We start from the raw sequence: 12,360 nt of genomic DNA, 5'->3' as shown, positions 1-12,360 counted from the left end.
CCGCGCTTCTGCCGCTTCTGCCGCTTCTGCCGCTTCTGCCGCTTCTGCCGCTTCTGCCGCTTCTGCCGCTTCTGCCGCTTCTGCTGCTTCTGCCGCTTCTGCTGCTTCTGCCGCTTCTGCTGCTTCCGCTACTGAGACGCCTTCGCGCCCGACGCCGCAGCGGCGGGAACGGCGGTTTCGTTGGACGCGCCCGCGTTCTTGCCGAGCGGAATCTTGACCGTACGCACGACGCCATTGCCAAGCGGAAAATCGGCGAGCGCGCTGCGCGCCAGATACGGCATGGCCCGAACCAGCGACGACTCGCCACCCGAGTTGCGCGCCGTCACGTTGTAGACCTCCTTGCCGCTCGCGCGCTCGACGATCCGCACGCCGAGCAGATGCGTGAAGATCGGATAGCTCTGGTTCACATAGCCAGCCGGAAACGGACCCCACGGCCCCCACGGATCGAACGGACGGCCCCAGCCCCAGTAAGGCGCCGGCCACGGGTTGTAGTAGACCGGCTCGGCGACCGTCACCATGTCCGAGCGAATGCCGTACGAGAGACCGACCAGATAGCGCGCCTCCGCTTTGTCGACCTGGCGAAACGCATGCGTGGCGAGTTCGTTCGCGACAATGCGTTCGTACGTGGTGAGTTCCAGATTGCTCCGCTGATCGGGCTCGCGCGTGAATGCGTAGGTGCGGGTCGCGTCGCTGCCGCTCCAGTCGGAGAACGCGGTGACCTGCGTGCTCACGTAAGTCGTGCAACCGGACAGCAGCATGGTCAGCGCCGCAAGCAACAGCATGGCGCGGCGTGTCCATCGGTTCGTTTTCATGGTCTGCCTCGTGAAGCGTTGGTCCTGCTCGTATTTGTATTGTACGCAGACCGTCAGCCCTGTCGCGGCGTTGCGGTCCAGCGCCGTGCCGGGCTCTTTTGCACGGGCGCCCGCTCATACGCGGGCCTCGCCACCCCGTAAAAGGTCGGTCCGCACGATTCGCCGAGGCTTTGTACAATGGCTCGACAAGCCCGGCTCGCGTGCCCTGGTGCGCTGGCCGCTCGAGTACCACCACTACAGAACGCCATGGCCGATACCGCAACGCCCAATGTGATCCGCCGCGCCGATTACGCGCCGCCCGCTTTTCTGATCGACACCGTCGCGCTCGAGTTCGATCTGCTTCCCGAACGCACGCTCGTCAAGAACACCATGCGCGTGCGCCGCAATCCGGATGCGTCGCGCGCCGCGCACCTGGAGCTGATGGGCGAACAACTGGAGTTCGTCAGCGCCGCGATCGACGGCCAGCCGTTCGGCAACGCGCACCCGCACGAGCACGGCCTGCTGCTCGATAACGTGCCGGATCACTTCGAACTCACGCTCACGAGCATCTGCAATCCGGCTGCGAACACCACGCTCTCGGGCCTGTACGTGTCGAGCGGAAACTTCTTCACGCAGTGCGAGGCCGAGGGCTTTCGCCGCATCACCTATTTCCTCGACCGTCCGGACGTGATGGCGACCTACACCGTCACGCTGCGCGCCAACAAGGCCGACTACCCGGTGCTGCTTTCGAACGGCAATCTGCTCGAGGAAGGCGATCTGTCCGACGGCCGCCATTTCGCGCGCTGGGAAGATCCGTTCCGGAAGCCGAGCTATCTGTTCGCGCTCGTCGCCGGCAAGCTGGTCGCGCTCGAAGAGCGGGTGAAGACCAGCACGGGCAAAGAGAAACTGCTGCAAGTCTGGGTCGAGCCGCAAGATCTGGACAAGACCCGTCACGCCATGGATTCGCTGATCAACTCGATCCGCTGGGACGAGACGCGCTTCGGGCTCGAACTCGATCTGGACCGCTTCATGATTGTCGCCGTGAGCGACTTCAACATGGGTGCGATGGAGAACAAGGGGCTCAACATCTTCAACACGAAGTACGTGCTGGCGAACCCCGAAACCGCGACCGACACCGACTTCGCGAACATCGAGGCCGTGGTCGGGCACGAGTATTTTCACAACTGGACCGGCAACCGCGTGACGTGCCGCGACTGGTTCCAGCTGAGCCTGAAAGAAGGTCTGACGGTATTTCGCGATCAGGAGTTTTCCGCCGACATGGCGGGCGGCCAGACCAACGGCAACGACGAAGCCGCGCGCGCCACGAAGCGCATCGAAGACGTACGCGTGCTGCGCCAGATGCAGTTCGCCGAAGACGCCGGCCCGATGGCTCACCCGGTGCGCCCGGAAAGCTACGTCGAGATCAACAACTTCTACACGATGACGGTCTACGAGAAGGGCTCCGAAGTCGTGCGGATGTATCAAACGCTGTTCGGCCGCGAAGGTTTTCGCAAGGGCATGGACCTGTACTTCAAGCGCCACGACGGCCAGGCCGTGACCTGCGACGATTTCCGTCACGCGCTCGCCGACGCGAACGGCCGCGATCTCGCGCAATTCGAGCGCTGGTATAGCCAGGCGGGCACGCCGCGTGTGTCCGTGCGCACTCGTTACGACGCAGCACAGCAGCGCTATAGCGTGACGCTCGCGCAAGGTTACGGCGAGGCCGCGCCAGCCGCGCGCGACACGCAAAAGGGACCGCTGCTGATTCCGTTCGCGATCGGGCTGATCGGCAAGGACGGCAACGATCTGCCGCTGCAACTGGAAAACGAGGCGAAGGCGTCGGATTCCACCACGCGCGTGCTCGAACTTACCCAGACCGAACAGACCTTCACGTTCGTCAATGTGCAGCAGGAACCGCTGCCTTCGCTGCTGCGCAATTTCTCGGCGCCGGTGATCGTCGAATACGATTACTCGGCGGATCAACTGGCTTTCCTGCTCGCGCACGACAGCGATCCGTTCAACCGCTGGGAAGCCGGCCAGCGGCTCGCCACGCGCGAATTGCTGACGCTCGCCGGACGCGCCGCGACGGGCGACGGGCTGCAACTGGACGACTCGGTGGTCGCCGCGTTCGCGCGCGTGCTGACGGACGAATCTCTCTCGCCGGCGTTCCGCGAACTCGCGTTGATGCTGCCGTCCGAAGCGTACTTGGCCGAGCAGATGGCCGAGTCGAATCCGGCGGCCGTGCATGCGGCGCGGCAATTCGTGCGCAAGCGTCTTGCCAACGCGCTCAAAAACGAGTGGCTGAAGATTTACGAGCAGCACCGCACGCCGGGCGCGTATGAAGCCACGCCGAAGGCGGCCGGCCACCGCGCGCTGAAGAATCTGGCGCTCTCGTATCTCACCGAACTCGACGATCCGGCCGACACCGTGCGTCTCGCGTCCGCGCAATACGATGCCGCGAACAACATGACCGACCGTGCGGCGGCGCTCTCGGCGCTGCTCAACGCGTCGGCGGCCGCGGGCGGCAGCGGCGCGGCGCAAGACGCGCTCGACGATTTTTATCGGCGCTTCGAGAAGGAGCCGCTCGTGATCGACAAGTGGTTTGCGTTGCAGGCCACGCAGCGTGGCAGCGCGCAGCGTCCGGTAATCGAAATCGTACGCAAGCTGATGACGCATCCGGCGTTCAATCTGAAAAATCCGAACCGCGCGCGCTCGCTCATTTTCAGCTTCTGCGCGGCGAACCCTGCGCAGTTTCACGCCGAAGATGGCTCGGGCTATGCGTTCTGGGCCGATCAGGTGATCGCGCTCGACGCCATCAATCCGCAAGTGGCCGCCCGCCTCGCCCGCTCGCTCGAACTGTGGCGCCGCTTCACGCCAACGTTGCGCGAAGGCATGCGCGCGGCGCTGGAGAAAGTGGCCTCACAGGTGAAATCGCGCGACGTGCGCGAAATCGTCGAGAAGGCGCTCGCGTGACGCGCGCCTGAACCGCTTTGCACTGGGAAGAGCCGGCACGTGTTGCCGGCTTTTTACTGATTTCCAATCTGCCAATCGCCGACGATCCGCGCACCGCCACGGCAGCGGCGGGCGAGCAGCTCGAACCGTGCCTAAGGCAGATCGTCCGAAATTGCCTAAGGTATCGGCGGAACATGCATGGGCCGCGGCGCTCGCCGCGTGCGTGAGCGGCAGCGCCGCGCGCGTGAGCGGCAGCGCCGCGCGCAGGCACACGCCGGCGTAGAGCCTGAGCGCACTGCTCATTGCTTTTGTTCGCCACTACACCACGCGCCGTTTCGATGTCCGTCCAGTTGCTAAAAGCACGGAGCCGACACACCGAGCGGTTAAAATCGAGATATTCCTCAAGCCTCTGGAGTACAGCAATGTCCTTGCAACGTCGTACCACTCTCACGAAATACCTGATCGAGCAGCAGCGGGAAACCAATAACCTGCCGGCCGATCTGCGCCTGTTGATCGAAGTTGTCGCGCGCGCGTGCAAGGCGATCAGCTATCACGTCAGCAAGGGCGCGCTGGGCGATGCGCTCGGCACGGCAGGCAGCGAGAACGTTCAGGGCGAAGTGCAGAAGAAGCTCGACATTCTGTCCAACGAGATCCTGCTCGAAGCAAACGAATGGGGCGGCAACCTCGCGGGCATGGCGTCCGAGGAAATGGAACAGTTCTTCCCGATTCCCGCCAACTATCCGAAGGGCGAGTATCTGCTGGTGTTCGATCCGCTCGACGGCTCGTCGAACATCGACGTGAACGTGTCGATCGGCACGATCTTTTCGGTACTGCGCTGCCCGGACGGCCAGCAGCCCACCGAACAGTCGTTTCTGCAACCCGGCACGCAGCAGGTCGCGGCGGGCTATGCGGTGTATGGGCCGCAAACCGTGCTGGTGCTCACCACCGGCAACGGCGTGAACTGCTTCACGCTCGACCGCGAACTCGGTTCGTGGGTGCTCACGCAAAGCGACATGCGCATTCCGGTCGAGACGCGCGAGTATGCGATCAATGCGTCGAACGAGCGTCACTGGTATGCGCCGGTCCAGCAATACGTTGGCGAACTCAAGCAAGGCAAGGAAGGCCCGCGTCAGAGCGACTTCAACATGCGATGGATCGCTTCGATGGTCGCGGACGTGCACCGCATTCTGAATCGCGGCGGCATCTTCATGTATCCGGCCGATAAGCGCACGCCTGAGAAGCCCGGAAAACTGCGTCTGATGTACGAGGCGAACCCGATGGCATTTATTGTCGAACAGGCCGGCGGCGCGGCAACCAACGGCGAAAAACGCATTCTCGACGTTCAGCCGAAGGCGCTGCACGAGCGTGTGGCCGTGTTCCTCGGCTCGAAGAACGAGGTCGACCGGGTGACCCGCTACCATCTCGAAACAAAAAAGTGATCCAAGGGCTTGCCAAGCCAATAAAGAAGTCCCTATAATCTCGTTTCTCCTGATGCCGGAATAGCTCAGACGGTAGAGCAGCGCATTCGTAATGCGAAGGTCGGGGGTTCGATTCCTCTTTCCGGCACCATCAAGATTCAAGCAAAAAGCCCAGTCCTCGCGACTGGGCTTTTTGTTTTTCATCGCCGCAATGTGCTGCCCGTGGTCCGCGTGCCTGCCGGATTTGTCATGGGCCGACGAGGTTTTGGCATAAACCGACTACGCTCCTTTCCCCACTTTAAAAAGTGTCGCTCGCCGTCAACGGCGCTGGCCGTCGGTCGTTTACCCAAGTAATAGGGTTAATCCATGGAAAATGGCTGATCGGTAACAAACGAACGTTCGCCTTTAACCGGGGAAAATGATTCCGATGCGGCATCGCACAAATCGGATGTGAATGGGAATACTCGAAACGAATCAGCGCCGGTTCGGCAGAAAACCTCCGACGCATTGTGCGAGAGGCCCGTGCCACAAGCGTTACAGCCAATAAACCGAAGAATAAACGCGCGAACTGTACGCAGGACCGCAGAACACGAACTCGAAGGAATCTATAAATTTAATCAAAGACTCTGTTGGAATGGTGCGCTGTGCCGTTAAAGCAACAAAGACGCAGGAATGCGGTTCGGACACTGGTGCAAAACGGGGAACGAGGCCGATAATCAGTTTGTAAAGGAGAAAGATCATGGATGCCAAACCGCCGAAGATTCCGACCCCGGATAAAGTTTTTAGCCCGGATCCGGAACCTGCAGGTGTCGAATTCCTGGGGGCCGAACTGCCTGAGCATGTGCGCGCCTTTTTCGACGAACAACGCAAGTCGTGCGACTCGAAGTAACGGTTGTGCAGTGGCGCAGTGCGTTAGCGTTCCTTGTGCGTGTCGCACGAGGTGACGTGGCGCGCGCTCCGCAACTTCTTCAGCGCGCATTCTTCAACCGGACGGACCGGACGATCTAGCGTGCGCGCGCGCATAAAACGCATCGGGTGACGAGGCGCGCGCGTCCACGGTCGCCTCGCCGCTACAGGCAACCATGGCCCGCGAGGCGGCGAGAAGAGAACGCCAGAGTGAAGACGCATCGTCTATTCTTCTGGTTTTCTTTTGCGGCCGCCCGGCCAACGCCTAATCCATGAATCGTTCGTTCCGTTTTGGCGCGCCGTGCGCGCTCGTGTTGCTGCTCGTCACTTCCGCATTCGCGCCCACCCCTGCCCTCGCCGACGGCGACGACACTGCGCTGACCAACCTCATCGCGCTCGCCTCACAGCGCCTCGCACTCGCGGAGCCCGTTGCACGCTGGAAGTGGGCAAATCATCAGGCGATTACAGACACGCCGCGCGAAAAAGCGCTGCTCGCCGATGTCGAGAAACGCGCGGCAACGGCCAATGTGGACCCTGCGTTCGCGCACGCCTTCTTTCAGGATCAGATCGACGCCAGTAAAGACGTCCAGAACGCGCTGTTCGCGAACTGGCGCGCCACTCAGGCGCCGAAGGAGCCGGCGCCCGACCTCGCAACCAGCACTAGGCCGCAACTGGATCGCCTGACGAAATCGCTCATTGCCGGTCTTGCCCGCGTTCAGCCGATGCGCGGCGCGCCGGATTGCCCGTCGCGCGTGGCACAGTCGCTGGCTAACTGGAAGTCGATGACACGCTACGATTCGACGCGCTCAAGCGCGCTGACTCGCGCGCTCGGCCATGTGTGCGAAACCGGCGGCGTCGGCGCAACCGGCTAAAAGACGAGTTGAGCGGGAGACCCGCAACCCGCGCGTCGTCAGACCACGCCTGCAACGGGCACGACGCTCGACACGCTGAGCGGCATCACCCGCAAACCGCGCGCAAGGTGGCTTTGCAGAATACGGTACGTCGACAGTTCAAATGCGCGCGTCAGGTTCGATGCGTGCAATTCCGCCGCTTGCGCCAACGAAGGCGCATGGCCGATGTAGCACCAACGGTCGACCACATGAAACGCGCGCGCCGCTGAGGCCTCTTCACGCTCTTCGAAAACCACCGGGCCCTGGAACGGCCACGGTGCGTCCGCCGGATCGCTCTTCGCGACGCGCGGCACGCGGTTGTGCCCCGGTCGAAGCGTCGCGATCCACTGCGCCTCGGCGAGCATCGCGCCCAGTTCGCCACCCGTCGCGCGCCACTCGACACGTCTTACCTGCTGAGCGAGCCGAATATCTTTCGACGAACGCCGCTCACCTGTCAGATGCGCACGAAGTCTCTGACGGACGCGCACGCTGCGCCCGACATACAACGGCAGATCGCCCTCTCCATAAAACGCGTAGACGCCGCATCCGGCAGGCGCGGTATCGAGCAGATCCTCGGTGATGTCGCCCGCCAGCCGGTAACGCCGCGTGGTGCGGTCGATCTGCGCGCGCAAAACGTCGAGCGGCACGAGGCCGTGCAGACGCTGCCAGAACTGCCAGATCAGGTCGGCGTCGGCGAGCGCGCGGTGACGGTCGGACGGCACGAGCGCATGACGCTCGACCAGCGCATCGAGCCCGTGACGCTTCTCGGATGGAAACAACGCGCGCGACAGGCGCACCGTACACAGCACGTCCGGGTCGAATGCGAACCCCGCGCGCCGGAATTCTCCGCGCAGAAAACCGCGATCGAAGCTGACGTTATGCGCGACGAATAGTTTGCCATTGAGCCGCTTGAACAGTTCGGGCGCGATGACGTCGAACGTTGGCGCTCCGCGCACCATTGCGTTGGTGATGCCGGTGAGCTGCTGGATGAACGACGGGATCGGTTGCTGGGGATCGACGAGGCTGCTCCAGCGCGTGACGCCGGCCGGCCCGATTTCGACGACACCCACTTCGGTAATGCGGTGCTCGGTGGTCGAACCGCCGGTGGTTTCAAGGTCGACGAAGACGATTGGATCTTGCAGGGCCGGTTCGGCTAGAAACTGTTCAGACATGAAAGGGATGCTTGGACGCGTGGCTTTGCGGCAAGTATGCACTAGTTATTGGCCGTTTGAGCCGACGAGCATGTCGACGGGCGCATCGGGGCGCGTGTCGGGATTATCTGGCGGAAATTAAAAAAGCCCCGCGACATACGCGAGGGCTTTTCGTAGCCGGGTGCCTTGCGCGGCGCCTCGGTTCCTGAAGGCTCACAACGACTGGATGTTCGCCGCTTGCTTGCCCTTCGGACCTGCCTTGATGTCGAAGGAGACGCGCTGATTTTCCTTCAGCGATTTGAAGCCTTCCGCACGGATCTCCGAGAGGTGCGCAAAGAGATCGTCGCCACCCGAATCCGACGTAATGAAGCCAAAACCCTTAGCATCGTTAAACCATTTGACGATACCTGTTTCCATTTCCAGTTTTCCTTCGACGATTTATCAAAATCGGGCATTGCCCTCAATACCTGAATTCATTGCGGCTTTATCCACAGAGATATTCAAGCCCGACTGCGCAGCGAGAACGGCCACTGAACTTCGGTGTTGCCGTTAGACGGGGAGCCGAGATCATCGTCAAGTGAATTTTATGTCTTCTATAAACCGTGCTTTAAACAAGTAATTTCTGCATGAAAACGAAAAAGGAAGACGATATTGCCGCCCCCTTATCCGTCTTAATTACTGATATTCAGGGAAAAATCGAACGATCAGCAATATTTCCTCGCCCTATGCGCTGGAATTCGATCCGGTTTGGCACGGGGACCATCGGCAAAACCTGCTGTCGTCGCCCAAGGACGCGCGCCGCTATGTCATGGAAGACTGGAACGCACCAACGTGCCATCGAATGGTCGAATGCGGACCCTACGGCGCCAGCACGTTAATCGCTCCCTTCACGCTATCGCGAAATCGCGGGCAAAAAAAAGCGCGACTGGGAAGTCGCGCCGACAAAGGTTTGGAGATCTTTTTCGTCAACGAAAAAGTCTGCTTCGAAAAGCAGAACTTCCAGTATAGCCGCCTGATTGCAATTTGATTATTCACACAAATAACAATCGTCTGTTGCAGCAATAACAATAATAAGGGACACGATTGCGGCCTGTTGTTTTTTTACATCGATAAATACGTCGCAATTTAACAACGCGGCTCTCCTGAAATCATTGCGCGCCTTTCTGGCACACCCTCAAACCCTTATGCCACGGGGCTTGAGCAGAATTCGCATATCGTTTCCGCTGACGTAATACTTTATTGCACAAATCGAAACGTCCACTGGCTAAAGCACATCTCTACACTCTGCGTAACCGGAAACCAGCGCACTGTTTCAGCCGCGCACTTCACACGGATTACGCCTCTCGCAGCGCCCGCGTGAAGGGTTCCCGAAGCTGGATTCACTGCCCACTCTTGCTCTCGGAGTAACAAGATGAAAAAGACACTTATGGTCGCGGCCCTCACCGGCGTATTCGCAACCGCGGCGCACGCTCAAAGCAGCGTCACCCTGTACGGCCTGATCGACGCCGGCATCACCTACACCAACAATCAGCACGGCCATAGCAACTGGCAACAGACGAGCGGCTCGGTGAACGGCAGCCGTTGGGGCTTGCGCGGTTCTGAGGACCTGGGCGGCGGTCTCAAGGCAATCTTCACGTTGGAAAACGGCTTCGGCATCAATGATGGCTCGATGAAGCAAGGCAGCCGCGAGTTCGGCCGTCAGGCATTCGTCGGTCTGGCCAGCGAACAGTTCGGCTCCGTCACCCTCGGCCGTCAATACGACAGCATGGTCGACTTCGTCGGCCCGCTCGCGCTGACGGGCACGCAGTACGGCGGCACGCAATTCGCCCATCCGTTCGACAACGACAACCTGAACAACTCGTTCCGCGTCAACAACTCGGTCAAGTACACGAGCGCGAACTACGGCGGCTTCAAGTTCGGCGGCATGTACGGTTTCTCGAATCAGGCTGACGGCTTCGCCAACAACCGCGCTTACAGCGCCGGCGCGTCGTACAACTGGGGCGGCCTGAACGTCGGCGCGGCCTACCTGCAACTGAACAGCAACGGCGCGACCGGCGCGGCTGCAGCGTTCAACTCGGGCGGCGCGGTGTCGAGCGACAACACCTTCTTCGCTCGCCGCCAGCAAACGTGGGGCGCAGGCGCCAACTACGCGTTTGGCCCGGCAACTGTCGGTCTCGTGTACTCGCAAACGAACCTGCAAGGCCTCGCGGGCATCGGTGCGGGCGCATCGGGCCAATCGAACGGCATCGGCTTCCCGAGCAACAGCGCGCACTTCCAGAACTTCGAAGCCAATGCTCGCTACGCTCTGACGCCGGCCGTCAGCATCGCCGGTTCGTACACGTACACGCGCGGCAGCCTGGCCGGCACGCGTCCGCACTGGAACCAGTTCAATCTGCAAACCGCGTACGCACTGTCCAAGCGCACGGACGTCTACCTGCAGGGCGAATATCAGCAAGTCAACCAGAACGCGATCGTGGGCGCCGACATCAATGGTCTGGCGGCTTCGAGCAACAACAAGCAGGTTGCTGTCACGGCGGGTCTGCGTCACCGCTTCTAAAGCAGCGCGCAGGACTCATCGCAAGGAAGGCGCCGTTCGCGGCGCCTTTTTCTATTGCCCGTCGGCAGCGCGTGGCTTTTTGCTTGGCCGAGACGCCGGCGAACTCGCGCGCCGCTAGCCTCCGCTGTCGGGAGGTGGATATTTGACGTCGAGTATGTCGATGGGCTGCGGTCCAGCCGGCGTGAACAGCGTGACCGTATCGCCGATCTTCGCCTTGAGCAACGCCCGCGCGATGGGCGAAATCCAGCTCACGTGTCCGATGTCCAGATCGACCTCGTCGATGCCGACAATCGTCACGTTGTGCTCGTCGCCGTCTTCCGTTGCATAGTTGACGGTCGCGCCGAAAAACACCTGATCGACGTTCTCCTGCTTGCTACTGTCGACGACTTCCGCGAGGTCCAGACGTTTGGTCAGAAAGCGGATGCGCCGGTCGATTTCGCGCAGGCGGCGCTTGCCGTAAATGTAGTCGCCGTTTTCCGAGCGGTCGCCATTCGACGCCGCCCATGACACGAGCTTGACGACCTCCGGCCGCTCGACATCGATGAGATGCAGCAGTTCGTCACGCATGCGGCGGTATCCCGCTGGCGTGATGTAATTCTTGGTACCCGCGGGGATGTCCGGCTGGGCGACGTCGAGGTCGTCGTCGTTTTCTTCACTCGACTCTTTGACAAAGGCCTTATTCATGATGATCCATAAGCTGCAGCAAACGACTGTCTGACTAGGGTACACGATCATGGCAATGAGACAAATCGCAGTTACACCCTTCCATTTTGTGAAACCTTTGCTATAATCTCGTTTCTGCGTGCGGCTGTAGCTCAGTTGGATAGAGTACTTGGCTACGAACCAAGGGGTCGTGGGTTCGAATCCTGCCAGCCGCACCACTTATTCGAGGGCTTCCCTCCGGGGAAGCCCTTATGTTTTACCCAGTTTTGTTTTACCCAGTTTTAATGCATTAACTGCATCATCTGTTTCGCGTGCGGCTGTAGCTCAGTTGGATAGAGTACTTGGCTACGAACCAAGGGGTCGTGGGTTCGAATCCTGCCAGCCGCACCACCTCTGAAGGGCCTTCCAATCGGAAGGCCCTTTGTTTTTGTCCAGTCGATCCTGGTCCTTGGCGACGCAGTGATTGTCGCGCCACGCTTTTACTGGCGCGGCGGCGACTGAATATCGCCGATGTGCCCGTCCGGGCTCGGCAGGTCTTCATAGGCATCGTCTGCGGAGGCTTCGCCGATGCGCCGCGCCTTCGCGCCGGTCAACATTTGCGGTTCGTGCAGCATCTCGTCCACGCTGTCGCCAAACCGGCTTTCCACAAAAGCCCGCAATAGCGCCACCCGCAGCGAGTCCGCGCGCCCTTCCACGGCCCCACGGCCGCCTTCGAACTCCGCGACAAGATGTGCCGGGCTGTCTTCGCTGCGATCGAGCACTTCGAGCCGGCGCGCGCGCTCCAGCACCGCTGCCGCGGCGTCCCATGAAGCGCAAGGGGTGAAACGGCCGTCCCACGGGCGGCCGCGGTCGTTACCGCGAATCGCGACGGTCTCGCCGCTGTCGGTGAACTGGATTTCGCGCACGAAATCGTGGAGGCTGCGGGCCACCCAATAATCGAGCGCGAGGCCTTCGAGGTCAGCTACTTTCATCGGCGTTCTCCCTGAGTTTCCAGGTCAGACTCGCCGATGGCCGGCGCGTTCCGGCAGAACT

At 61.1% G+C, this 12,360-nt stretch carries 11 protein-coding genes and 3 tRNA genes; 9 read left to right on the top strand and 5 right to left on the bottom strand.

What is annotated here, in order from left to right; all coding sequences use genetic code 11:
* Nucleotides 1-128: 128 nt before the first annotated feature.
* On the bottom strand, nucleotides 129-812 hold the full coding sequence (locus VOM14_RS06190; RefSeq protein ID WP_327627848.1) for a DUF4136 domain-containing protein: 684 nt from the start codon (nucleotides 810-812) through the stop codon (nucleotides 129-131).
* A gap of 246 nt (nucleotides 813-1,058) precedes the next feature.
* Between VOM14_RS06190 and pepN the strand changes: the two genes are divergently transcribed.
* The 5 genes from pepN (at nucleotide 1,059) to VOM14_RS06165 (ending at nucleotide 6,939) form a co-directional block, all read left to right on the top strand.
* On the top strand, nucleotides 1,059-3,764 hold the full coding sequence (gene pepN, locus VOM14_RS06185; RefSeq protein WP_327627847.1) for an aminopeptidase N: 2,706 nt from the start codon (nucleotides 1,059-1,061) through the stop codon (nucleotides 3,762-3,764).
* A 401-nt stretch (nucleotides 3,765-4,165) separates the two neighbouring features.
* On the top strand, nucleotides 4,166-5,182 hold the full coding sequence (locus VOM14_RS06180; RefSeq protein ID WP_327627846.1) for a class 1 fructose-bisphosphatase: 1,017 nt from the start codon (nucleotides 4,166-4,168) through the stop codon (nucleotides 5,180-5,182).
* Nucleotides 5,183-5,236: 54 nt separating this feature from the next.
* Nucleotides 5,237-5,312: transfer RNA gene (locus VOM14_RS06175), tRNA-Thr, on the top strand.
* 588 nt (nucleotides 5,313-5,900) lie between these two features.
* Nucleotides 5,901-6,050, top strand: a complete 150-nt coding sequence (locus VOM14_RS06170; RefSeq protein ID WP_028200145.1) for a hypothetical protein — start codon at nucleotides 5,901-5,903, stop codon at nucleotides 6,048-6,050.
* A 289-nt stretch (nucleotides 6,051-6,339) separates the two neighbouring features.
* On the top strand, nucleotides 6,340-6,939 hold the full coding sequence (locus VOM14_RS06165) for a chorismate mutase (protein ID WP_327627845.1): 600 nt from the start codon (nucleotides 6,340-6,342) through the stop codon (nucleotides 6,937-6,939).
* A 38-nt stretch (nucleotides 6,940-6,977) separates the two neighbouring features.
* On the opposite strand, the gene VOM14_RS06160 is transcribed toward VOM14_RS06165, so the two are convergent.
* Nucleotides 6,978-8,129 (bottom strand): exonuclease domain-containing protein, encoded by a 1,152-nt coding sequence (locus VOM14_RS06160; RefSeq protein WP_327627844.1) that lies wholly within the window; start codon nucleotides 8,127-8,129, stop codon nucleotides 6,978-6,980.
* A 192-nt stretch (nucleotides 8,130-8,321) separates the two neighbouring features.
* Nucleotides 8,322-8,525, bottom strand: a complete 204-nt coding sequence (locus tag VOM14_RS06155; protein WP_327627843.1) for a cold-shock protein — start codon at nucleotides 8,523-8,525, stop codon at nucleotides 8,322-8,324.
* 391 nt (nucleotides 8,526-8,916) lie between these two features.
* Between VOM14_RS06155 and VOM14_RS06150 the strand changes: the two genes are divergently transcribed.
* Both VOM14_RS06150 and VOM14_RS06145 read left to right on the top strand, forming a co-directional pair.
* On the top strand, nucleotides 8,917-9,135 hold the full coding sequence (locus VOM14_RS06150; protein ID WP_327628132.1) for a hypothetical protein: 219 nt from the start codon (nucleotides 8,917-8,919) through the stop codon (nucleotides 9,133-9,135).
* Between the two features lie 384 nt (nucleotides 9,136-9,519).
* The gene (locus tag VOM14_RS06145) at nucleotides 9,520-10,665 is read left to right on the top strand and encodes a porin (protein ID WP_327627842.1); all 1,146 of its coding nucleotides are present in this window, start codon (nucleotides 9,520-9,522) and stop codon (nucleotides 10,663-10,665) included.
* Nucleotides 10,666-10,779: 114 nt separating this feature from the next.
* On the opposite strand, the gene greB is transcribed toward VOM14_RS06145, so the two are convergent.
* Nucleotides 10,780-11,349, bottom strand: coding sequence for a transcription elongation factor GreB (gene greB / locus VOM14_RS06140; RefSeq protein ID WP_327627841.1), 570 nt, complete (start codon nucleotides 11,347-11,349; stop codon nucleotides 10,780-10,782).
* 120 nt (nucleotides 11,350-11,469) lie between these two features.
* Between greB and VOM14_RS06135 the strand changes: the two genes are divergently transcribed.
* Together VOM14_RS06135 and VOM14_RS06130 are read left to right on the top strand one after the other, a co-directional pair.
* Nucleotides 11,470-11,546, top strand: a tRNA-Arg gene (locus VOM14_RS06135).
* Between the two features lie 95 nt (nucleotides 11,547-11,641).
* A tRNA-Arg gene (locus VOM14_RS06130) sits at nucleotides 11,642-11,718 on the top strand.
* A gap of 89 nt (nucleotides 11,719-11,807) precedes the next feature.
* Here VOM14_RS06130 and VOM14_RS06125 read toward each other — a convergent pair.
* Nucleotides 11,808-12,299 carry a phage protein NinX family protein gene (locus VOM14_RS06125; RefSeq protein WP_327627840.1) on the bottom strand — a complete coding sequence of 164 codons (492 nt, stop codon included), beginning with the start codon at nucleotides 12,297-12,299 and terminating at the stop codon, nucleotides 11,808-11,810.
* Nucleotides 12,300-12,360: the final 61 nt, after the last annotated feature.

Source organism: Paraburkholderia sp. MPAMCS5 (genome assembly GCF_036016995.1).
GTDB lineage: Bacteria > Pseudomonadota > Gammaproteobacteria > Burkholderiales > Burkholderiaceae > Paraburkholderia.
This window is presented reverse-complemented; position numbering and strand designations above follow the sequence as displayed.

What these genes read in the sequence shown, in the direction of transcription:
- VOM14_RS06190 (WP_327627848.1), bottom strand. Translation starts at nt 812, where the DNA reads ATGAAAACGAACCGATGGACACGCCGCGCCATGCTGTTGCTTGCGGCG.
- VOM14_RS06150 (WP_327628132.1), top strand. Translation starts at nt 8,917, where the DNA reads ATGGAAGACTGGAACGCACCAACGTGCCATCGAATGGTCGAATGCGGA.
- VOM14_RS06155 (WP_327627843.1), bottom strand. Translation starts at nt 8,525, where the DNA reads ATGGAAACAGGTATCGTCAAATGGTTTAACGATGCTAAGGGTTTTGGC.
- greB (WP_327627841.1), bottom strand. Translation starts at nt 11,349, where the DNA reads ATGAATAAGGCCTTTGTCAAAGAGTCGAGTGAAGAAAACGACGACGAC.
- VOM14_RS06160 (WP_327627844.1), bottom strand. Translation starts at nt 8,129, where the DNA reads ATGTCTGAACAGTTTCTAGCCGAACCGGCCCTGCAAGATCCAATCGTC.
- VOM14_RS06165 (WP_327627845.1), top strand. Translation starts at nt 6,340, where the DNA reads ATGAATCGTTCGTTCCGTTTTGGCGCGCCGTGCGCGCTCGTGTTGCTG.
- VOM14_RS06170 (WP_028200145.1), top strand. Translation starts at nt 5,901, where the DNA reads ATGGATGCCAAACCGCCGAAGATTCCGACCCCGGATAAAGTTTTTAGC.
- VOM14_RS06145 (WP_327627842.1), top strand. Translation starts at nt 9,520, where the DNA reads ATGAAAAAGACACTTATGGTCGCGGCCCTCACCGGCGTATTCGCAACC.
- VOM14_RS06180 (WP_327627846.1), top strand. Translation starts at nt 4,166, where the DNA reads ATGTCCTTGCAACGTCGTACCACTCTCACGAAATACCTGATCGAGCAG.
- VOM14_RS06125 (WP_327627840.1), bottom strand. Translation starts at nt 12,299, where the DNA reads ATGAAAGTAGCTGACCTCGAAGGCCTCGCGCTCGATTATTGGGTGGCC.
- pepN (WP_327627847.1), top strand. Translation starts at nt 1,059, where the DNA reads ATGGCCGATACCGCAACGCCCAATGTGATCCGCCGCGCCGATTACGCG.